This window comes from uncultured Methanobrevibacter sp., assembly GCF_900314615.1.
Classification (GTDB): Archaea; Methanobacteriota; Methanobacteria; order Methanobacteriales; family Methanobacteriaceae; genus Methanocatella.
The window spans coordinates 81,374-102,722 of record NZ_OMWA01000003.1; the positions used below are offsets into that span (position 1 = coordinate 81,374).

Sequence of the window (21,349 nt, forward strand, 5' to 3'; positions counted from 1 at the left end):
TAAACTGACAAAATTAAAACGTAAGAAATAAATTACATCAAGAAGGGAAATTTATGAAAAGATATATATCAGAATTATTAGGGACAATGGTTCTAGTCCTATTTGGTTGTGGAAGTGCAGCCATAGCCGGAACAGTATTGGGAAACCTTGGAATTGCACTTGCATTCGGTTTATCAATCGTAGCGATGGCTTATGTAATAGGAGACATTTCAGGATGTCACATCAACCCTGCCGTTTCAATAGGTATGTGGATTGATGGAAGAATGGAAACAAAAGACTTAATCTTATATATTGTATTCCAATGTATTGGAGCAATTATAGGTATTGCAATCCTTGCCGTTATTATTAACTCCGCTCCAGACCTTGGAGGATACATGACAACCGGATTAGGTCAAAACGGATTTGGATCCGCATCAAGCGTTGGACTTAATGCTGTCGGAGCCATAATCGTAGAAATAATTTTAACCTTTGTATTTGTATTCACAGTACTCGGAGTTACTAAAAAAGCAGAAAATGCAACTGTTGCAGGTATTGTAATCGGTTTAACACTTGCTTTTGTACACATTATGGGTATCCCATTAACAGGTACCTCAGTTAACCCTGCAAGAAGTTTAGCACCTGCATTGTTCATGGGCGGACAAGCCTTACAACAGGTTTGGGTATTTATTTTAGCCCCTATTGTCGGTGCAGTCATTGCCGGATTATTATACAAAGGATTAACTGCAGAGGATGCTTAAATCCTCTACCCTTTTCTTTTTTTAAAATTTAATACTTCCAATATAAGTTTTACCCTTCAATTTTTCAAAATTATCTTTAACTTCAAATTTGAAGCTGTTTTCATTTGAAACATAAAGATGAGACAATGCAATTCCCACATCAATCGGATTCCATTTTTTAAGAATCTGGCGTTTTAAAATATTCTGTTTTACCTGATAAACATCAAAGCCTTCATCAGTGTGTTTAAAGTACCATGGCTGGGAATTGATTGCGGAAGGTGCAAGCTGTGCAGGAATTAAAGATTCATCTTCAACATCACTGATTTCAGACAGTTCCCTACGCTTGAAATCTGAACGCTGACGAGTCATCCTATCTGATTTTCCAAAGGATATTGCAATTACAAATTCCGGATCATTAGCTTTTAAAGATGCCATTCCCACCCAGCAGCTGCCGATGCCAATACTTTGCATATACAAAGACACCTGCTGAAATACAAAACCCAAATTGACCAGTGCCAAATCCTTATTCTCACTAAAAAGAGCCAGATAATAAGGAGCTTTCCACCGGGTTTTGATATTCAAATCCTCTTTGGGAAGAATTTCATAATGAAACTTGATATCACCTACTAAAGGTTCAACACTTGATATAAAATCACGTATCTGATTAAAGTCAATATCATCATCCAGATAATTACGGCAGGATTTCCTCACATATATCTGATTTGCTAAATCCATGAAAAAACACCTTGTTTAAAATAATTAAATTTCTAATTAATTAAAATTTAAATAACATATAATAAATACATTATTGTAAGGTGAATATATGAAAATTGTTGTTGCAATTGGTGGATCAATATTGCTTAAAGAATATGATTGTAAAAAATTCCAAGAGTATAGTGCTATTTTAAAAGATTTAGCAAAAGAACACGAATTATTTGTTGTAGTAGGTGGTGGAAAACCTGCAAGAGAATATATTAGTGTTGTTCGTGATTTAGGTGCTGGAGAAGCACAATGTGACGATATTGGAATTGAAGTAACCAGAATAAACGCTAAATTAATGTTGGCAGCACTTGGAGATGCAGCATATCAAAGAGTACCTCATAACTTCCAGGAAGCATTAGAATTCTCAGCAACCGGTAAAATAATAGTAATGGGTGGAACTGAACCTGCTCACAGTACCGATGCTGTTTCAGCAATCTTAGCTGAATATATCAGTGCAGACAAATTGATTAATTTAACATCAGTGGATGGAATGTATACAAAAGACCCTAATAAATTTGATGATGCTGAACTTGTTCCTGAAATCACTGCAACTGATTTGCTTGAATTTTTAAGTGGAAAAGATGTCAAAGCAGGAACCTATGAATTTTTCGACACCACCGCCGTGCAGATGATTAAAAGATCAAATCTTGAAACTGTAATTACCAACGGTTTTGAACCTGAAAATCTGATTAAGGCAGTAAATGGCGAATCCATAGGAACCAGAATCATTAACGAATAGGTGATTACGTGGATAATCTTATTGATATTGGTTTGAATTTGATGCATTCTTCATTTAAAAAAGACAGAATCGAAATAATTGAAGAAGCAAAAAAAGCTGGTGTTAAACAGTTTATTATCACAGGAACCAATGTTAATTCAAGCCAATTAGCTGCGCAATACGCTTCCAAATATCCGGAAACTTTATTTTCAACATCAGGTGTTCATCCTCATGATGCCAAAACATGTAACGGACACAGCATGTTTGAATTGGAAAAAATAGCTAAACAGGACTGTGTTGTAGCTATCGGGGAATGCGGCCTTGATTACAATAGAAATTTCTCACCGCAGGACCTTCAAAGAAAATGGTTTGAAGCACAGGTGCAGCTTGCAGACAGAATAGATATGCCTTTATTCCTGCATGAAAGAGAGGCACATGAAGATTTATATAATATATTGAAAAAATATGACGGAATTGCAGAAAAATCAGTAGTCCACTGTTTTACAGGAACAAAATCAGAAGCTCAAAACTATATTGATTTAGGTTGTTATATCGGTGTTACCGGATGGATTTGTGACATGAAAAGAGGAAGAGACCTGCAGGAAGCAGTTAGTGTAATTCCTCCTGAAAAATTAATGATTGAAACAGATGCACCTTTTTTAATACCTAAAAACTTTGATTTCAAACCTAAAAAAAATAGGAATGAACCAAAATATTTACCTCATATACTCAATACAATTGCACTCTGCATGGGAATTGATGCAGAGGAATTGGCAGTTCAAGTTAATAAGAATACAAAAGAATTTTTTAAAATATAAGGAGATGAAAGAATGGCAGTAGAACCTCACAAACATTGTCCGATATGCGGAACCCCAATACCATTAAATGAACTTGTATGCTCACCAGATTGCCAAAAAGTCTGGGACATGAGATTAAAACAAAGAAAACGATCACAGATAATTCTATACGTAGTTATTGCAATATTCTTAATAATCTGGGCATGTTTAACATTTCTTAAATAGGGATATAAATGATTTTAACATCAGCAAACACACTTCAATCTAGAGAAATTATCGAATATAAAGGATTAGTTACCGGCGAGTTTCTAATCGGTGCCAATATTTACAAAGATTTATTCTCAGGTGTTCGCGATGTTGTAGTCGGAAGAACATCAGCATACGAGGATGAGCTTGAAAAAGCAAGAGAACATGCTCTTAAAGAAATGGAAGAAAAAGCAGAAGCACTGGGAGCCAATGCAATAATCGGACTCAAGATTTCATATGACAATCTTGGAGGCACCATGGGAAATACCATTTTAGTCACAGCTTATGGTACTGCAATCAGATATGAAGAAAAATGAACTTTAGAAACCGTGACGTTAAACTGGCATATATCCGGGAGGCAATATTATGCATTGCATTCGGTACAGCCGTCGGCCTTGGAGTATATGCCTCTTTTTTATATTTTGAGATAGATATTTTCGGCTGGAATTTAGGCCTTATTTTTGCACCTCTTGCAGCCGGATATGCAGAAACATACCTTGCAAACAAGATAATCGGTGAAAGTATTGGTGCAATCAGTGCGTTTATACTCTTTTTAGACACAGTTATTTACGGGTTTATCTGGAAAAATCCGACATTAGGATTCAATGTTATTACAGTAGGTTCAATTGGAGTGATACTGCAGGCGGCATTCCCTACTTTAATCAACTATATAATACTTGTTGTAGGAGTAGGTCTAATTTCATACCTGCTGGGAATTTTCAAAAGAATCACATCATATTTTTCAAACAAACTGAATTACTTCTATTATAAGCACGGGCGCAAACAGCTTGAGGTTGTTGAAATCCAGACAGTTACCAAATTCAATGAAGAGGAAAGTAACGAAAGAATTAACAGTATGGATTTTTATTTCATTACAAGCACTGACATTTTAGACAGACCCCATGTTAATTTGGGCCAGTTCCATGCAACAGTAATCATTGAAAAGGACAAAAGGTTAATAAATAGTGACCCTAAAAAAGCAAAGATTGAAACACTTAACAAATTTAAAGAAGGAAAAGATGAATGCTTGATTAAATTAGCCCAAAATATCCAGAAAGCTAGCGGAAATTCTGTTGTGAATTTAGAAATACAGTACGGTGTAATCGGACTTGGAGGAGATAGCTATCAGGTTACTGCAATGGGCATGGGCATTTATTTAAAATGAGCTTAACTATTTCTATTTTTACAAAAAAACAAAAAGCAATCAAAATTACATTATAAAAATAAAAAACACTCAACTTTATAATTAAAATTAAAAAGAGTTTAATTAATTATTTTTTATATATTTTTCAATATTTTTAAAAAAATAAAGTTTATTAGAATGTATTTTAGACATTAAAGTTTTAAAAACATTTATATAAAGAAATAAATATATATTTATCCACTCATTATGAAATATTATAATCATTTGAAATTTTTTTAAAAAAATATCGTAGTGAGAACTAAGAAGGTGTAAATATTTCGATAAAAAATACAACATTATTGGTTTCTGTTGTGTTAATGTTCTTTTTAGTATTAGGAGCAGTTAGCGCGACTGAAATGGACAATGTTACAAATACAGATACTGGAAATTTAATGGTGAGCAATGATAAATTGTCTTCTGGCAATTTAGAGATTTCAGAGTCTGATTCACTCCTGAAAGTTGAGTCAGATGCCAATGAATATGACAGTACACTGCAAAGCAGCGACCAAGACAAGCTATCTGAAAATGAAAGCACAAACACAACTCCAAAAGACACTTCAATTTCAGTTAGTAATGCTCGCTACTCAAAGTCAAACACAGTATTTAAGGTTACATTGAAAGATTCAAATGGAACTTTATTGGATGGAAAAAAGGTAACACTTAATGTAAACGGTAAAACCTATAGTGGCACAACATCAAATGGTGCAGCGTATATTAAAACCGCTTCTTTAAAAATAGGCAAATATACTGCAACTGCAACATTTAAAGGAGATAACAATTACATTAAAAGTTCTATTTCAAAGAAAGTCAAGGTATCTTCTTCAATAAGTAACAATAAAAACATAGTCACAACCTATGGAGACACCGCTGTTTATTCAGCTATTTTTTGGAAAGACACCGGTAGATTAGCAAATACAAATGTTAAATTTACCGTAAATGGAAAAACCTATACTGTTAAAACTGATTCAAAAGGTCAAGCCAACATAAGTGTAAAACTTGTGCCTGGAAAATATCCTGTCACAGTGTATAATCCATATTCTAAAGAAAAAATCAAATCAAATACCATAACCGTTAATAAGGCCAGTACCAAAATTACTGGATCAAATGCTTACATGCTTCCAAAAACAAAATTAAAATATTCAGTTGTATTGGAAAACAATAAAGGCACTAAACTTAAAAATACAAGAGTCATTTTCACATACAATAATAAACAAGTGAAAACTTTAACTGATGGGAACGGGAAAGCTACTATAACTATTCCTGCTCTATCTAAAGGCACCTATACTATTTCTTATTCTTACAAAGGTGCTGCCAGATACAAACCGGTTTCAGATTCCAAAAAATTATATGTAAGAGACTCAACTACAACATTAACATCAAGTGCCATTACAATGCAATATAATGACGGTTCAGTATTTTCAGTGAAAGCTACAAATTCAGCTGGAAAAGCATTAGCTAATAAAAATATGAAAATTACTTTAAATGGAAAAACTACAACTGTAGTAACAGACAGCGAAGGAGTTGCAAAACTCACAGTTGGAGCAATAAAACCTGGAACCTACACAGTTAAATCTACTTATTCAACTGCAGGTCTAAAAGATTACAATACTAATTCAAATACTGTTAAAATCACTAAACAGACTGTAACATTGATTGCAGATGATTTAGTAATGGAATTTAATGACTTCTCCAATTTTAAAGCAACTGTGAAAAATAAAACCGGATCAGCTGTTTTTGGTGCGAACGTTCACTTCACCTACAACGGACAAACCATAAGCTCAATGACTGATAAAAATGGTGTTTCAGCCTTTGCAGTTACTGATAGTGTAGGATATTACCCAGTTGACATTCAAGTAGTTGATACTTGTTATACTTCATCTAAAATAAGTAAACATATTCTGGTTAATGGTACCAAATTTTCCGCAAGTGATATGACAATAGGTGTTGATACAACTGGAACATTCCAAGTCAAATTAATTGACGGAGAAAATAAAGCTGTTAGCGGTTCAACTGTTAAATTTACTTTAAATGGTAAAACCCAATCTGTACAAACTGACTCCAACGGTATTGCAAAACTTACAGTCCCAGCACTGTCCGCAGGAAAATATGCTGTTACTTACACTGATGGAAAAACCAATGGTTCTTCAATAATTACTGTTGTTAATGCTGTAACTTTAAAAGAAATTATTGCAGCATCACAAAATGTTAAAAAATACATTGAAAGCAATGAAGAATTACCGAATACTGTTAAAATCGGTAGTATTACTTATTCTCTTGCAGAATACATGTATTTAGCTTCACAAGCTATTATTAACTTGAACAACAATAATAAAAAAGACATTGCTGTTAAATCAGTGTCCAATCCGACAAATCCCGGAGAAGCATCCGCTTTAGGTAACCTGTATGATTACGTGTCAGTTGCTAAAAGTGTTGTAAGTACCGCAAACTCAAAAGGAGTTATGCCAAATTCAGTTAGTTCAAAAGTTGGAACAATTGGTTATAATGGTTTGGTTTATGCTACAGCTCGTGTTGTTGCATTCTATGATGATTATGCAATCATGCCTAACTACGTATCTATAAAAACATATGCTTCCAGTTCAAGTTCAAGTTCATTGAATTCAAAGAACACAATAACTAACCTGAAAGCATATTTAGCTTCATCAACCAATTGTCAAGTAGGCAACAGTAAAATTAAATCTATAGTAAATTCAATTACTTCAGGTTTAACTACAGATAAAGCTAAAGCAACTGCAATCTACAATTATGTGCGTGACCAAATTTCATACAGTTTCTATTATGACACTAAATATGGTGCTGTCGGCACTTTAAATGCAAAACAAGGTAATTGTGTTGACCAGGCCCACTTATTAATTGCAATGTATAGAACTGCAGGTCTTGCAGCAAGATATGTTCACGGAACCTGCTACTTCACATTAAGTGGAAGTACCTACGGACACGTTTGGACACAGGTTTTAATTGGTGACACTTGGATTGTAGGCGATCCAACAAGTTCAAGAAATTCATTTGGAAATGTTGTTAATTGGAATAACTACAACTATAACCTTAAAGGTTATTATGCAAGTATTGCATTCTAATTAACTTCCTTTTTTCTTTTTTTACAAACTTTCAGACTAATTTTTAATCGATTTTTTAAATTTTTTGGCAAAATAATTTTTTAATAACTATGCCAACAGCTAAAAATTTAAAAAATAATCTACATGTCCATTTAGATAAATAGCAAATTTTTGATGGAACATGATTTAACTACAATGTCGATGAATTATTTTGATATTTAAAGACCCAATATTAATTTTAATAATAGCTTAGTTAAAGTAAAATAACTCCAAATCAATTAGAAAAATGAGCATTTTTTCAAAAAGATTATAACAACAAATCAGAATATATTAATTTAATGATTAAAAAATGAGGCGAAAAAATGGAAAATGAAGGAACAATAGCAGTACCAATTATTGGTTATATCATTAGCGCAATCATCCCTATAATCGGTTTGATATATGGAGCAGCATTATTCTACTTTAAAAAGGACGTTCCATTATATAGGAAGCATGGAAGACTTATAATATACTTTGCAATATTAATATTTGTGGTAACATTTATAGTAAGACTATTACTTTAACACCGCACTTTTTTTAGAAATTAACCGTTAATTTCTTTTAATCTCTTTTTAAACTTATCATTATCTCTGCAGTTACCAACAGCTTTCATTAAAATATCTTTTTCAGATGAAACATCACCTTTTTGGCGATACATTTCTGCAAGAGCATCATAAGCTTTTTGGGAATCAGGCAAAACGAAAATAACCTGTTTGTACAAATCGATTGCCTCATCCAATCTGCCTTTGCCTTCAAGATATTTTGCCTCATTCATCATATCAGCGATCTTTTTAAATTTTCCTTCCTTTTTAGGTTTGGTTTTACCTTCAACATTTCTTAATTTTTCAAATATGTCTGCTGCTTTATCTTCATCAAAATTCCTGCCAACTTTTCTATCTTCACTCACAATATCACCCTACGGTAAGACTCCTAACATTTTCAATCCCATATACAATACCAATATCGAAAATATGATTTTAAGTTTCTTTTGAGGCACCCTATGAGCATATTTTGCACCAATGGAAGCCAAAGGAACTGAAAAACAAACGATTAATGCAAAATTGATTAAGCTCACATATCCAATTGAATATGGAAATGTGCTGACACCCCAGCCTGAAACGATATATGATAAAAATCCTCCAATTGCAGTTAAGCTAATAAAAACAGAAGAGGAACCTATAGCTTCTATCAGTGAAAAACCGAGAAGTGAAGTTAAAATAGCTATAAGAAATACGCCCCCGCCGATACCTAAAAGACCTGATGCGAATCCTACTAAAAAACCTATAATTCCTATTGAAATAAGATTGAATGGAATTCTGGCATCTTCTCTTTCCTTGTTGAGAGAAACAATATTGTTAACTGCAATGAACAACAATAACAATCCAAAAATGATTTCCAATATTCCTGATGAAAGCATTGAAGCTGAAAAACCGCCTAAAACGCTACCAAATATTCCAAAGATTCCCAACTTGATTCCCGGCTCCAAAATATTATCCATTGAACGAGTATGCCTGTAAGCTCCACTTACTGAAGTAGGAATAATAATGGCCAGACTGGTTCCCAGAGAAATGAGCATCGCCAGGTTAGGTTCAACACCAATGTATTTGAGTAAAAAGTATTGAAGAGGAACTATAATAAATCCTCCACCTATTCCCAAAAGTCCTGATGCAAAACCTGCAAAAATACCAATCAGAATTAATCCTATGAAATATTCAATTGGAAACATCATGATTAACTATTTTATATTTATACTAAATATTATTTTTTGCAGATATTGCCATTAAATAGATTTTACCCGATTAAAAAAAATATTTACAAACCTCTTTCATAAACACGACATCATTTATTTAAAGCATTAATATTAAAAATATTGTTTGATGAAACTCAATAGAACCATTATAGTTGGATTAATATGCATATTATTTGGAGGAATAATCTTCATGACAGATATATTCAATCCAATTGTAAGGCCAATCACACACATATTTCTGATGGGATCATCCAAAGGCAAAGACATACTGTTTTTTGGTCTTTTAGGAATATTTTTAATTCTTCCTCAAGTAATCAAAAAAGATGTAGACCCTACAAAATATCTTAAAATAACAATTGGTCTTGGTTCACTTTTATTAGTTTTGGGAATTGTCCTGGAAATAATATTCAGACTTCAGATGGGAATTAAACTCAACACCATTTTCTGTTCCATGACAGGTACAATGAGTTCAACAAGCATTTTGCACACCCACTTGTTAAAGTCAATTTTAGGAGCAGTCATAACACCAATTATGGGGCCGTTTGTGCAAAGCGGCATCAACACGGGCGTCGGTTTATATGCATATGTTCCGAGTTTCGCGTTTTTAATAATTCTGATAATGCCAGTTTTATTCATCACAATAATCCTGGCATCACAGAACCGTCCATGGTTTACTAACTACATAATAGCATTCGCCGCAAGTTGCCTTTTTATAGGAGCTATTGACGGAGGTCTTTTTGGAACTCCGGCGCTGGTTGGAATTTTAGGATTCTATTACGTTTACCGAAGCGGATACCTGACAAACCTGGTTGTCGGACATATCTTAAAAGATGAACAACTTATAGAAAAAAATGAAGAAATTCCACCACTTTACAGCTATGTCGATATGGGCAAAATAAGATTTATCTTTAACCTGATTCTAATATGGATTGTTGTTTTAGCAGTAGTCCTTTTACGATTCACTGTAGCCTTTGCAGGTGCGGAAGCCGACTGCTACACAGTCGATGTTGTAAATCCAACAGACAATATTGACTTAGGAAACATCAGCACACACGTCCTTGACGTTCAAAACAGCACAAATAAAATCACATACTACATTGAACCTAATTACAATGAGATGCAACTTTTAAATGATTTAAAGGTTCCTCTGAATAACTCGTGTGAGTATTATACGGTTTCATGGAACATATATTCATATTTACAGGATGATTAAATGAAAAGATTATATTTGATTTTGCCTATTTTAGCAGGGCTTATGTTTGGATCAAGCGGTGTTTTTGTTCGTACCCTGACACAGAACGGAATCGATTCCACCACTCTTTTATTTTTAAGGTTTTCAATTGCAATAATTCCTCTTTTAATAGCCATCAGTTTAATGGACAAAAAACTGTTTAAGATTAATTTAAAAGATCTCCCCCTAATCATAGCATGTGCAATGTGCATTGTCGGACTTAACATATGCTATAACGAATCAATGAATACCATACCGTTATCCCTTGCTGCTGTTCTGCTGTCACTGGCTCCAATATATGTGCTGATATTTGCATACATATTATTTGGAGAAAAAATTACATCCAAAAAGATAATATGCATTATTTTAGCAATTTTCGGATGTTTGCTGATGACAGGCGTTTTGGAAACAAGCCTCTCAAGCATTCCGACATACGGAATTCTTTTGGGAATCGGTGCAGGACTGTTCTGGGCGATATATCTGATGGCCTCTAAAAAATCAATAGAAAATGGAATGCATACTTTTACAATTCTGTTTTATGCAATCATAATCATTTCCATAGCTTTAATTCCATTTACAAGTTTTAACCAGGTTTCAACATTTGTTGCAATCAATCCTACATTGACAATCATATTTCTGATTATCCATTCAACATTTTCATTTGCTATGCCTTATATTCTATCTACAGTTAGCTTAAACTATATTGATTCGGGAATCTCCTCAATAATCATGTCCGGTGCTGAACCTCTGGCGGCATTGATTTTCGGGTCAATAATATACAGTGAAATACCAACATTAATTATGCTTTGCGGATTTGTACTTACAATAATTTCAATGATGATATTAAGCAGAAGCGATAGGAAAAATAACACCACCTAAAGAGAGGTGCATTTCAACTGTAAACGCACAAAACCTCAATGTTTTTACAATAAAGATTCATAGTAACTAATTTTAGTATTTTAAAACCCAATAGCTCATGATTGGAAAAATAAACATTTTAATCATTGTAAAGGGCAAAAATGATGAAAATATCGATTTACTAGGAAATAATTTTTATACAATAATTAGAAAATATCTCTTTAAAATATAAAATGTTAATGTAAATTCCATATTTTTAAATAAAAAAGACAGATTTAAGAAATTTATAGAAATTATTAAAAATCATTCTCCAAGATTGACAAAAGAACATTTTTCAAAAAAAATCATAAAAACTGTAAAAATAGACCACACCATGAAAAAATTTCTCCCTATATTCAATCTAAAATGGCAAAAAAGTGAAAAAATAACTTTTTTTACAAAAATTTATTAATTGAAAAAATAAACTTTAACATATGATTATAAGCATTATCATACCTACCTACAACGAAGAGGAATATCTTCCTATTTTGCTGGACAGTATTAAAAAGCAAAGCTATACGGACTATGAAATAATTGTAGCCGATGCCAACTCCACTGACAGAACCCGTGAAATCGCAGAGGAATACGGTTGTGTAGTAGTTGATGGAGGCCTTCCGGCAGTGGGCAGGAACAATGGTGCAAAAGTCGCAAAAGGAGAATACCTGATATTTCTGGATTCCGATTTGGAGCTCACAGATGATTATCTCCGTGATGTTTTATATGAATTCAGAATGGAACGACTCGGAATTGCCATTACCCAAATGCTTCCTATGTCAAATAAGGTGGAAGATAAGATATTCCATGATTTCGCAAATTATTTCATGATAAGTGTTGAAAAGATTAAGCCTCACGGTGCAGGATGCTACGGAATCATTGCAAGACATGAACTGCATGACAAGTGCGGAGGCTTTGATGAATCTTTAACATTCGGCGAAGATACTGATTATATTGAAAGACTGGCAAAAGAAGAACCCTTCAAGGTTTTAAGACATGCAAAGATTGGAGTTTCAACCAGACGGCTTGAAGAGGAAGGAATTGAAACACTAATCAGACAGTACGGAAAAAGTACCATAAACGATTTTTTAGGAAAGCGTACCGATGCTGAAGATTTGGACTATAATTTTGGTCATGGCCATGAAAAACTTACAACCACCAGATTTGAAGGTCTTGAAAAAACCATAAACCAGGTTAACGAAATCAAATCAACTTATGACAATTCCTTAAGCAGATTTAATACTGCAAGAGCCCAAATTAAAGCATCACACAGAAGACGATCAAAAAAAGTTGTATTTTACTGTGTATGCGGTGAAGGAATGGGTCACGCCATAAGAACAGGAGTTATTGTTGATAGAATTAAGGACAAATATGATGTTCATATATTTTCAAGCGACAGAGCATACCTCTATCTCAAATCAAAATTTGATAATGTTTATCAGATAGGCGGATTCAATACCGTTTACAGCAACAATAAGGTAAATAATCTGAAAACCCTGTCAAATGCTATTAAAAGAAATCCGACCAATATCCGTGTTGGATACGAAACATTATACAGGAAAGCCGCACAGTTAAAACCTGACGTTATTGTTACTGATTTTGAAATTTATGCTACAATGGTATCAAAGCTTAGAAGCATACCATTAATCAGTCTGGACAACATCCATATTATTACCCAGACAAAAATCGACTACCCAATAGATCAGTACGGACAACTGCTTAAAGCTAAAGGAGTCATAAGAGGTTATGTCGTACACCCTAAAATACACATTTTAACCAGCTTCTTTTATCCAAAAATCAAAGCTAGAAAGAATGCTGTAATCTATCCTCCGATAATTCGTGAAGACATTCTGAAACTGGAGCCTACAGAAGGAGACCATATAATAGTCTATCAGACAAGCCGTGAAAGTGAAAAACTTGTTAAAAGACTAAAAGCACTGAAAAATGAAAAATTCATTGTTTACGGATTTAACAGAAATAATGTTGACGATAATTTAACTTTCAAGAAATTCAATGAAGATGAGTTCTATGATGATTTTGCATCTTCAAAGGCAGTTATCTGCAACGGAGGATTCACATTCATCTCAGAAGCGATACATCTTAAAAAACCAATCTATTCCATTCCTGCAAGGGGTAACTTTGAACAGACATTAAACGGATATTATGTTCAAAAACTTGGTTATGGAGAGTACCATAGAGTAATGAATGCAAAAAGAGTAGCAAACTTTTTGAAAAGACTTCCAAAATATAAGAAAAAACTTGCTAACGTTAAAAAGACAAACAATGACGGAATTATAAACGAACTGATTTATAGAATTGAAAAATATACTTAATCAAAAAAAAAAGAAAATAAAAGAGTGTTATAAAGTTACACCCATTTCTAATTGTTCTGTTAATTCTTTGTACCTGTTACGAATAGTAACTTCAGTTACACCTGCAATATCTGCAACATCCCTTTGTGTTTTTCTCTCACCAAGTAAAACAGATGCAATGTATAAAGCAGCTGCAGCTACACCTGTAGGACCTCTTCCTGAAGTTAATCCTTTTTCCATAGCTTTTTCAATAATTTCAATAGCTTTGGATTGTGCTTCACCGGATAATCCCAGTTCTGAAGCGAATCTAGGAACATAATCCACAGGAGAAGTTGGAGGTAATTTAATATTCAGTTCACGGGTTAAGAATCTGTAAGTACGACCTACTTCTTTTTTAGTTACTCTTGACACTTCAGCGATTTCATCTAAAGTACGTGGCACATTACAACGTCTGCATGCTGCGTAAAGTGATGCAGCAACTACTCCTTCAATACTTCTTCCCCTAATAAGCTTATTGTCCACCGCACTTCTGTATACCACAGATGCAGCTTCCCTTACGCTTCTTGGAAGTCCTAATCTTGAAGAGTCACGGTCAAGCTCACTTAAAGCAAATGCGAGATTTCTTTCGGTTGCACCAGAAATCCTGATTTTTCTTTGCCATTTTCTTAATCTGTACCATTGAGCACGGTTTCTTGCAGGAATATCACGACCATAAATATCTTTGTTTCTCCAATCAATCATTGTACTTAAACCCTTATCGTGAATGGTGTAAGTAATTGGAGCTCCTACTCTTGTACGTTTATCTCTTTGTTCGTGATCGAATGCTCTCCATTCAGGACCCATATCAACAAGATTTTCATCAATGACCAATCCGCAACGTGCACATACTACTTCTGCCCTTTCATAGTCACCGATTAATTCAGTAGAACCACATTCAGGACATACAGTTTGTTTATCTTGAGCGTATGTGTCATCATGTTGGTCTGGTTGTCTTGTTCTCCTACGTCCTCTTCTTGGCATTTCTTCTACTTTTTGTGTCGTGGTCTCATCCTCCTTTTTCTAGACTTTTTGGATTTTGGTTTCGATACAAATAGTTTTTCACCGCTGTTTTTCATAAGTTCATCTCTATTTGCGGACCTAAATAGGCGAATAGAAATGTAGGGCTTTTTTGTAGGCCCGAATACATAGCCGACCTTACCAATTTTATTCTTTTTGCTGTCATAAACAATGGCACCTGGTGAAGGTGTTTTATCAGATCGTGCTATCAGTTTTCCAGAGTTTGCTACATGCAAACTGTTTCCTAAAAATTTCATAAAATCAAACTTAAATTCAAATCTGTATCATTTATATAATTAGAAATAGGTTATATATAAACCTATCGATATATTTATATATAAACATGTATTTCTATTTAAATGTTTTTCTATTTTAATCCGGCAATTTCAACAAGGGTTTTACCACGGTTTATATCCTCAATAATACCGGATTCCTTAATTTTTACAAGAAGTGACTGAGCCATGACAGAGGCAAACAACTGCTGAGGAATTACGACAATACCTGTCTCATCACCAAAAAAGAAGTCTCCAGGAGCAATTTGAGTGCCCTCAACATCAATTGTTTCATTCAAAGTTCCAAGACCTAAAGCTGAACCTGCATTAGGGCAGAAATTGCTTGCAAAAACCGGATAATCCATGTAAAGCAGCGCATCCAAATCACGTGCAGATCCGTAAATGACAGTTGCCTTGATTCCATTGTCACGTGCACAGCTTGAAGCAAGTTCTCCCCAGATAGCTTTGTCTTCACTGTCGACTTTGAAAAATAGTATGTCCTCATCTTCTGCAGCATCTATTGCCAATGCTGAAGTACCCCAATCATCGCTTGAGGTTTCTGCTGTGAAAATTTTACCCCAAACTTTCTTGTTATTGATTGGTTTGATTTTCTGAATGACACCTGATCTTCTGGAAATGGCATTATATGCATCTGAAATTTGACATGCAGAAATATTTTCAAGTAATGACTGTAAGTTTATAAATTCTTCATAGTTTTTTCCATTAAATTTCAAATCATCAATAGTCACATTTTCCAAATTAATCTTATCTACATCAATTCGTTTGTTTAAATTTTTATTTTTATTCAAAAGTTCTTTTGGACTTATTGACATGAACTCACCAAATTTTTCTAAATTGTATACTATATTATAGAATTTACACCAACATATATTTTTTCCATATATCAAATTTTATATATTAGTTTAATCAAAATTATTAATTGAAGTATTGAAAAAAATACTTAATTATTATATACTCATAGAGTTTATTACATTATTCATTATTATAATTATTATTAATTTAATCAAAAGACAGGAGAAAATCAATTATTAAGGTAAATAACAGTTAAGAAATTTAAAATAATTAAATAACAAAATTAAATTCGAGAATCAGTAATCCTTAATAGTAACACACTCCAAATGTATTAACTCTTTTTTAGTGTATAAAAGGTCAAAGACCAGTTTATAAAATTTATCGTATAATTTATGCAATTTACTTGCTGAAAATCAAGTTAATTTTTAAAAAAAAATACATAAATTATCCCGATTGAATAAGCTTAGGAGGCTTAATAATGGGAAAAGGAGAAGAATTAACAACAACAAAATATTTAATCCATGCTCAAATTACTGCTAATGGAATTGTTGAAAAACCGGATGTTGTTGGTGCAGTATTCGGACAAACTGAAGGTTTACTCAGTAATGATTTAGACTTAAGAGAGCTTCAACGTACTGGAAGAATAGGTAGAATTCAAGTTAACATCCATTCTAATAGTGGAAGAGCAAAAGGTGAAATTGTAATTCCATCCAGTTTAGACAGAGTTGAAACCGCCATTCTCGCAGCATCTTTAGAAACCATCAATCGTGTTGGACCTTGCGAAGCTGAAATCCAAACTTTAAAAGTTGAAGATGTAAGGGCTGTCAAAAGAGAACAAGTTGTAAACCGTGCAAAAGAAATTTACAAAAACATGGTTGAAAGTGTTGGCCCTGCAAGCATGAAAATGATTGAAGAAGTCAGAGAAGCAATGCGTGTTCATGAAATCTCAGAATACGGAGATGATCGCTTACCTGCAGGCCCTAGTATCCACACATCTGATGCAATTATCGTAGTGGAAGGCCGTAGTGATGTTTTAAACTTACTTAAATATGGAATTAAAAATACCGTTGCTGTCGAAGGTGTTAGCGTACCTCAATCCATCGGAGAATTAAGTAAAAAAAGAACAACAACCGCATTTGTTGATGGAGACAGAGGCGGAGAACTCATCTTAAAAGAACTCCTCCAAATTGGAGAAGTAGACTACATTACCCGTGCTCCAAAAGGAAAAGAAGTAGAAGATTTGGAAAAAGATGAAGTTTTAGTTGCTTTAAGAGATAAAGTACCTACAGCACAATTTTTAGCAAGTCATAACATCCTAAATGAAAACAACGGTAAAAAAGATAACAGAAGACATGACAGAAGAGGTAAAAAACCTCAAAAATACAACCGTCGTGAAGAGCCACGTGTCGAAGAGCCTGTAATTGAAGATGATGAAATCAGCTTAATGAAAGACATGTTAAAAGAATTTGAAGGTACAGGCAGCGGTGCAATTTTAGATGAAGCATTGAATATGACTAAAGAGGTAGAAGTGGAAGAAATCTATGAAGAAATTAAAAACATAGAAGGAAACGCTGATACTGTAATTTTTGATGGTGTAATCAGCCAGAGATTAGTTGATGTTGCATCACAGAAAGGAATTAAAAAATTAGTCGCATTTAATTCTGTCAATATTGTTAAAAAACCAAATAACATTCAATTAATTACTATAGACTGAACTGTTTAGTTATGACAAAAAACTAAATAGTATCATGAATAAATATTATATAGGATTCGGAAATTGGAGGTAAAAAATGAATATTAATATGGAAAATTATTACAGTACTAGAAAAAATGTCTTCGAAAGAATTCAGGACGCAAGTACTGCAACCAAATTGCTTATGTCATTAATGATGGCATGTTTTACTGGTTTAATGGCTCAAATCATTATTCCACTCCCATGGACTCCAGTTCCTATAACTGCTCAAACATTTGCAGTGTTATGTTCTGGTTTATTATTAGGTAAAAAATACGGATGTTTAAGTCAAATCCTATATGTCGTTTTAGGTGTTGCATTCATTCCTTGGTTCGGAGGAATGACTGGTGGAATCGATGTATTTTTAGGATCCACCGGAGGATTCTTCATAGGATTTATTATTGCATCATACTTTATAGGATTAATTACTGAAAGATATGCTAAAGCACGTAATTTTACAAGAATGGCTATTATTATTGGAATTGCTAACTTTGGATTAATTTACATTCCAGGATTAGCTGGTCTTGCATTATGGATGTCTTCACAAGGTATGGCATTCACATTCATTGACGTTTTAATGATGGGTCTTGTACCGTTCATTGTTGGAGATATTGTGAAAATATTAGGTGCTGCTTCAGTATCCAAAGTATTTTTACCAAAAGACTAAAAGGTTTTTTAACCTTTCTTTTTTTTATTTTTTAGATTTTTATGAAACTTCTTTTAAGAGGGCATCACCTTTTATGCCTTAAAGGTTTTCAGGGGTATGGCTACAGTGACGATTTTGTTGAAAACATGACTGAAGTCAATCATGCGCGCAAAAGAGAAAACACCAGAATAACATTAACAAACACACCTGATGACATCTGCAGGTGCTGTCCAAATTTAAAGGACGATATCTGTGAAAACTGCAAACAAAATGAAAGAATCGTTCACATGGATAATGAAGTTCTAAAAAGATTGGATGCATCAAAGGACTATGATGCAATAGAACTTTTTGAAAAAATTGACGGCATTTTCAATTCAAAGGAAAGTGTTCGTGAAATCTGCTTTAATTGTTCATGGCATGAAAAATGTCTATTTTATCAAAAGTTATGATTTTACCGATAGCTTTAAATACTATATAATAAATATACTATATTGTTGTATAAATACGACATGCATATAATTAGTCCCGTAGGGTAGTGGTAATCCTTCTAGGCTTTGGACCCGGAGACGGCGGTTCGACTCCGCTCGGGACTATTTTATTACTAACTATTTTTATTGATTTTTTATGGAAAAGCTTTTACTTATTGGAATTGATACAAGAAGTATGCTTAACAGTGCATTAAAGCTAAATTATGAAATTTATTCTACAAGTTATTTTTCAACTTCAGATACTCCTCAAATTAAAAACCAGAAAATCATACTAAATGAAAGTGACGGTGAAAGCTGCGGAAGTTTTGAAGATCAGTTTTCAAGCGAACATCTTATTGAAGTTTCAAGAGAATATATTGATGAAGTTGACTATATCATCCCAATTTCCGGAGTGTCTCCAAGTGATTTTAAAAAATCAGATAAAAAGAAGATTTTGGGAAGCAGTGAAGTAGAAGATATTGAAAACAAATACAGATTCTACAAAAAAATTAAGGACAAATTTTTAACCCCTATGACTTTTAGGGTAAGTGATATAGATGAAGCTATTGAAATTAATGAAACTTACAAAGAAAATCAATTTATTTTAAAACCGCTTAAAGGAAGTGGCGGTTATGATATTAACTTGCTAGATAGCGATGCAAGAATTCAATTTAATGATGGTGAATTTATTTTGCAGGAATATGTTGATGGTATAAACCTAAGTTCTTCAATTCTTGCAACCAACATGAATGTCAAAAACATAATCAATACAAGACTTCTGACTGAACATGACTTCGGGGCTGAAAACAGTTTCATATATATCGGCAACATCCTGCCTTTAACTAGAGAGTCCATAATGTCCGACGTTAAAGACATCAATGAGATTAATGAAACAATGAAGCGAACTTCCGAGAATCTTGGACGTAAATTCAATCTGCTTGGTTCTAACGGTGTGGACTATATCCTAAATGACAATGGACTATATGTCATCGAAGTAAATCCGAGACTTCAGGGAACATTTGAATGTGTGGAAATGTCACTTGGGATAAATATGCTTGACGCACACATAAGAGCATGTCAGGGAGAACTTGCAGAAATTCCTGATGTGAAATATTATTCCTATAAAAAAATTATTTATTCCCCAAACAGAAACAAATACCAAAAAATAGACTTGGACAACATTTATGACCTACCACACATAGGATCAATTACCGAAAAAGACGAACCATTGCTGACAATTATTGACAAAAATAAAGATTTTGAAAAATTATACAAAAAAGTAGAATTAACCAGTGAAAAAGTAAATAGCATGGCTAGAAAAAGCCAACTAGATGCAAAATAAACAAAATTACCCCAATTGTAATCATAAAGGTTGTTACAATCATACCCCTTGTCATCCAAATAAATACTTTTGCTTTATTGTCAGGGTCTTTCATATATTGGTCAATTGGATTTCTTTTCATTTTAACACCGTTTCTCGAAATTTCTAGTAAAAAAAATTTTTACAGTAACTTAATAAATTTAATCATTTTTAAAAATAAACTAATTTTAAATCTTAATATAAAAAAATAATAAAAAATAGAAGAAAATGAAAAGTTTTGAGAAAATTTTAAGCTTCTGCATTTGAAGCTGCTTCAGCTTCAGCTGCTGCTTTTTCATTTTTCTCAATTGTTGATCTAATCATTTTCAATCTAACGAAGTTTTCCCTTTCCATTTCTTGGAGTCTCATATCAATATACTTTTCAGTATTTTGGAATCTTGGAATCATAATGTGTTCCAAAGCATTTACGTTTTTTCCACTTCACCCAGCTCGATTAAGTACTTAATAGATTCCTCATATTTCTTAGCAGCTTCGTCTAACTGAATTGTAGTATCAGAAAATCCGTAACCCCTATCAATAATGGACCTTTTTTCCATTTTGACATCAGTTACAGGTACTGATACACCCATAACACTTCTTGAAGTGATTTCAACATCAACGGATTCTTTTACAGATAATGCTGCTTTTCTTACAGCTAAATCTCCCATTGCAATTTGAGCTTCAAGTAAAGCATCATTTGCTTCTTTTAGACTTTGTTCTGCGTTTTCACGAATACCTTTGACACGATCCAAGATATCAAAAAACTCTTTAATTAAAGCATCCCTTTTCTCTTTAAGTAAACCATGCCCTTTAACAGCAAGTTTAGTCCTATTTTTAAGGGATAATAATTCCATACGAGTTGGATTAATTCCATCTATAATATCTTGTGCCATTTAATCACCTACATTACTGTAATGAGATTAGTCATCTTTTGGAAGGTATTGTTCAATAAATTCTTCTTTAACCCTTTTAAGTTCGGATTTAGGTAAGATTTTGAGTAAACTCCAACCAAGATCTAAAGTTTCGAAGATTGTTCTGTCTTCATCTTTGCTTTGGGTAATGAATTGATCTTCAAATGCTTGAGCAAATTCTAAGAATTTTTGATCCCTTTCAGTAAGTGCTTCTTCCCCTACAACCGCAACGAGGTCTCTTAATTCACGACCTTCTGCATATGCAGAATAAAGCTGGTCAGATACACCACTGTGGTCATCCCTAGTTTTGTCTCCACCGATACCACCACTCATCAAACGAGAAAGTGAAGGAAGTACGTCTACAGGAGGGTAA

General features: G+C 33.4%; 21 protein-coding genes, 1 tRNA gene and 2 pseudogenes. 16 read left to right on the top strand and 8 right to left on the bottom strand.

Annotated elements, in window-relative coordinates:
- The first annotated feature begins 53 nt into the window (after nt 1-53).
- Nucleotides 54-737 carry an MIP family channel protein gene (locus QZN33_RS01535; protein WP_296788842.1) on the top strand — a complete coding sequence of 228 codons (684 nt, stop codon included), beginning with the start codon at nt 54-56 and terminating at the stop codon, nt 735-737.
- A 21-nt stretch (nt 738-758) separates the two neighbouring features.
- On the opposite strand, the gene QZN33_RS01540 is transcribed toward QZN33_RS01535, so the two are convergent.
- On the bottom strand, nt 759-1,451 hold the full coding sequence (locus tag QZN33_RS01540) for a nitroreductase family protein (RefSeq protein ID WP_296788845.1): 693 nt from the start codon (nt 1,449-1,451) through the stop codon (nt 759-761).
- A gap of 88 nt (nt 1,452-1,539) precedes the next feature.
- Here QZN33_RS01540 and pyrH point away from each other — a divergent pair, with 88 nt between their 5' ends.
- The 7 genes from pyrH (at nt 1,540) to QZN33_RS01575 (ending at nt 8,059) form a co-directional block, all read left to right on the top strand.
- Nucleotides 1,540-2,217, top strand: coding sequence for a UMP kinase (gene pyrH, locus QZN33_RS01545; protein WP_296788848.1), 678 nt, complete (start codon nt 1,540-1,542; stop codon nt 2,215-2,217).
- An 8-nt stretch (nt 2,218-2,225) separates the two neighbouring features.
- A complete protein-coding gene (locus QZN33_RS01550) occupies nt 2,226-3,014 on the top strand; it encodes a TatD family hydrolase (RefSeq protein ID WP_296788853.1) in 789 nt (262 codons plus the stop codon).
- A gap of 12 nt (nt 3,015-3,026) precedes the next feature.
- Complete coding sequence (locus QZN33_RS01555) at nt 3,027-3,218, top strand: DUF2116 family Zn-ribbon domain-containing protein (protein ID WP_296788855.1); 192 nt, start codon at nt 3,027-3,029, stop codon at nt 3,216-3,218.
- Between the two features lie 8 nt (nt 3,219-3,226).
- Nucleotides 3,227-3,556 (top strand): YbjQ family protein, encoded by a 330-nt coding sequence (locus QZN33_RS01560; RefSeq protein WP_296788857.1) that lies wholly within the window; start codon nt 3,227-3,229, stop codon nt 3,554-3,556.
- Nucleotides 3,553-4,404, top strand: a complete 852-nt coding sequence (locus tag QZN33_RS01565) for a hypothetical protein (RefSeq protein ID WP_296788862.1) — start codon at nt 3,553-3,555, stop codon at nt 4,402-4,404. Before QZN33_RS01560 ends, QZN33_RS01565 begins: the two co-directional genes overlap by 4 nt.
- A 317-nt stretch (nt 4,405-4,721) precedes the next feature.
- Nucleotides 4,722-7,517 carry a transglutaminase domain-containing protein gene (locus QZN33_RS01570; RefSeq protein WP_296788864.1) on the top strand — a complete coding sequence of 932 codons (2,796 nt, stop codon included), beginning with the start codon at nt 4,722-4,724 and terminating at the stop codon, nt 7,515-7,517.
- A gap of 341 nt (nt 7,518-7,858) precedes the next feature.
- A complete protein-coding gene (locus tag QZN33_RS01575; protein WP_296788866.1) occupies nt 7,859-8,059 on the top strand; it encodes a hypothetical protein in 201 nt (66 codons plus the stop codon).
- A 20-nt stretch (nt 8,060-8,079) separates the two neighbouring features.
- On the opposite strand, the gene QZN33_RS01580 is transcribed toward QZN33_RS01575, so the two are convergent.
- Nucleotides 8,080-8,442: a lipopolysaccharide assembly protein LapB gene (locus QZN33_RS01580; protein ID WP_296788868.1), complete on the bottom strand. Its 363-nt coding sequence runs from the start codon at nt 8,440-8,442 to the stop codon at nt 8,080-8,082.
- Nucleotides 8,443-8,451: 9 nt separating this feature from the next.
- On the bottom strand, nt 8,452-9,264 hold the full coding sequence (locus tag QZN33_RS01585) for a sulfite exporter TauE/SafE family protein (protein ID WP_296788870.1): 813 nt from the start codon (nt 9,262-9,264) through the stop codon (nt 8,452-8,454).
- 211 nt (nt 9,265-9,475) lie between these two features.
- Between QZN33_RS01585 and QZN33_RS01590 the strand changes: the two genes are divergently transcribed.
- The 3 genes from QZN33_RS01590 (at nt 9,476) to QZN33_RS01600 (ending at nt 13,740) form a co-directional block, all read left to right on the top strand.
- On the top strand, nt 9,476-10,498 hold the full coding sequence (locus QZN33_RS01590) for a hypothetical protein (protein ID WP_296788872.1): 1,023 nt from the start codon (nt 9,476-9,478) through the stop codon (nt 10,496-10,498).
- Complete coding sequence (locus QZN33_RS01595; protein WP_296788874.1) at nt 10,499-11,395, top strand: DMT family transporter; 897 nt, start codon at nt 10,499-10,501, stop codon at nt 11,393-11,395.
- A gap of 452 nt (nt 11,396-11,847) precedes the next feature.
- On the top strand, nt 11,848-13,740 hold the full coding sequence (locus QZN33_RS01600) for an MJ1255/VC2487 family glycosyltransferase (RefSeq protein ID WP_296788875.1): 1,893 nt from the start codon (nt 11,848-11,850) through the stop codon (nt 13,738-13,740).
- A gap of 27 nt (nt 13,741-13,767) precedes the next feature.
- On the opposite strand, the gene QZN33_RS01605 is transcribed toward QZN33_RS01600, so the two are convergent.
- The 3 genes from QZN33_RS01605 to QZN33_RS01615 form a co-directional block, all read right to left on the bottom strand.
- Complete coding sequence (locus tag QZN33_RS01605) at nt 13,768-14,739, bottom strand: transcription initiation factor IIB (protein WP_296788876.1); 972 nt, start codon at nt 14,737-14,739, stop codon at nt 13,768-13,770.
- Between the two features lie 5 nt (nt 14,740-14,744).
- On the bottom strand, nt 14,745-15,032 hold the full coding sequence (locus tag QZN33_RS01610) for a Gar1/Naf1 family protein (RefSeq protein WP_296788877.1): 288 nt from the start codon (nt 15,030-15,032) through the stop codon (nt 14,745-14,747).
- 110 nt (nt 15,033-15,142) lie between these two features.
- Nucleotides 15,143-15,880: an RraA family protein gene (locus QZN33_RS01615; protein WP_296788879.1), complete on the bottom strand. Its 738-nt coding sequence runs from the start codon at nt 15,878-15,880 to the stop codon at nt 15,143-15,145.
- 458 nt (nt 15,881-16,338) lie between these two features.
- Between QZN33_RS01615 and dnaG the strand changes: the two genes are divergently transcribed.
- The 5 genes from dnaG (at nt 16,339) to QZN33_RS01640 (ending at nt 20,047) form a co-directional block, all read left to right on the top strand.
- The gene (gene dnaG, locus QZN33_RS01620) at nt 16,339-17,574 is read left to right on the top strand and encodes a DNA primase DnaG (protein WP_296788881.1); all 1,236 of its coding nucleotides are present in this window, start codon (nt 16,339-16,341) and stop codon (nt 17,572-17,574) included.
- 82 nt (nt 17,575-17,656) lie between these two features.
- Complete coding sequence (locus tag QZN33_RS01625; RefSeq protein ID WP_342764130.1) at nt 17,657-18,259, top strand: biotin transporter BioY; 603 nt, start codon at nt 17,657-17,659, stop codon at nt 18,257-18,259.
- A 41-nt stretch (nt 18,260-18,300) separates the two neighbouring features.
- Nucleotides 18,301-18,687, top strand: coding sequence for a DUF1284 domain-containing protein (locus tag QZN33_RS01630; RefSeq protein ID WP_296788887.1), 387 nt, complete (start codon nt 18,301-18,303; stop codon nt 18,685-18,687).
- A gap of 72 nt (nt 18,688-18,759) precedes the next feature.
- Nucleotides 18,760-18,831 (top strand) — tRNA-Gln (locus tag QZN33_RS01635).
- Between the two features lie 31 nt (nt 18,832-18,862).
- Nucleotides 18,863-20,047, top strand: a complete 1,185-nt coding sequence (locus tag QZN33_RS01640; protein ID WP_296788892.1) for an ATP-grasp domain-containing protein — start codon at nt 18,863-18,865, stop codon at nt 20,045-20,047.
- A 267-nt stretch (nt 20,048-20,314) separates the two neighbouring features.
- Here the strand turns inward: QZN33_RS01640 and QZN33_RS01645 are convergent.
- Together QZN33_RS01645 and QZN33_RS01650 are read right to left on the bottom strand one after the other, a co-directional pair.
- Nucleotides 20,315-20,958, bottom strand: a pseudogene (locus tag QZN33_RS01645) (V-type ATP synthase subunit D).
- Between the two features lie 27 nt (nt 20,959-20,985).
- Nucleotides 20,986-21,349, bottom strand: a pseudogene (locus QZN33_RS01650) (V-type ATP synthase subunit B); the annotation flags it as partial.

Excerpts from the sequence above, each read along its gene's own strand:
- QZN33_RS01535 (WP_296788842.1), top strand. The coding sequence starts at position 54 with ATGAAAAGATATATATCAGAATTATTAGGGACAATGGTTCTAGTCCTA.
- QZN33_RS01540 (WP_296788845.1), bottom strand. The coding sequence starts at position 1,451 with ATGGATTTAGCAAATCAGATATATGTGAGGAAATCCTGCCGTAATTAT.
- pyrH (WP_296788848.1), top strand. The coding sequence starts at position 1,540 with ATGAAAATTGTTGTTGCAATTGGTGGATCAATATTGCTTAAAGAATAT.
- QZN33_RS01555 (WP_296788855.1), top strand. The coding sequence starts at position 3,027 with ATGGCAGTAGAACCTCACAAACATTGTCCGATATGCGGAACCCCAATA.
- QZN33_RS01560 (WP_296788857.1), top strand. The coding sequence starts at position 3,227 with ATGATTTTAACATCAGCAAACACACTTCAATCTAGAGAAATTATCGAA.
- QZN33_RS01565 (WP_296788862.1), top strand. The coding sequence starts at position 3,553 with ATGAACTTTAGAAACCGTGACGTTAAACTGGCATATATCCGGGAGGCA.
- QZN33_RS01575 (WP_296788866.1), top strand. The coding sequence starts at position 7,859 with ATGGAAAATGAAGGAACAATAGCAGTACCAATTATTGGTTATATCATT.
- QZN33_RS01585 (WP_296788870.1), bottom strand. The coding sequence starts at position 9,264 with ATGATGTTTCCAATTGAATATTTCATAGGATTAATTCTGATTGGTATT.
- QZN33_RS01590 (WP_296788872.1), top strand. The coding sequence starts at position 9,476 with ATGACAGATATATTCAATCCAATTGTAAGGCCAATCACACACATATTT.
- QZN33_RS01595 (WP_296788874.1), top strand. The coding sequence starts at position 10,499 with ATGAAAAGATTATATTTGATTTTGCCTATTTTAGCAGGGCTTATGTTT.
- QZN33_RS01600 (WP_296788875.1), top strand. The coding sequence starts at position 11,848 with ATGATTATAAGCATTATCATACCTACCTACAACGAAGAGGAATATCTT.
- QZN33_RS01605 (WP_296788876.1), bottom strand. The coding sequence starts at position 14,739 with ATGCCAAGAAGAGGACGTAGGAGAACAAGACAACCAGACCAACATGAT.
- QZN33_RS01610 (WP_296788877.1), bottom strand. The coding sequence starts at position 15,032 with ATGAAATTTTTAGGAAACAGTTTGCATGTAGCAAACTCTGGAAAACTG.
- QZN33_RS01615 (WP_296788879.1), bottom strand. The coding sequence starts at position 15,880 with ATGTCAATAAGTCCAAAAGAACTTTTGAATAAAAATAAAAATTTAAAC.
- dnaG (WP_296788881.1), top strand. The coding sequence starts at position 16,339 with ATGGGAAAAGGAGAAGAATTAACAACAACAAAATATTTAATCCATGCT.
- QZN33_RS01630 (WP_296788887.1), top strand. The coding sequence starts at position 18,301 with ATGAAACTTCTTTTAAGAGGGCATCACCTTTTATGCCTTAAAGGTTTT.
- QZN33_RS01640 (WP_296788892.1), top strand. The coding sequence starts at position 18,863 with ATGGAAAAGCTTTTACTTATTGGAATTGATACAAGAAGTATGCTTAAC.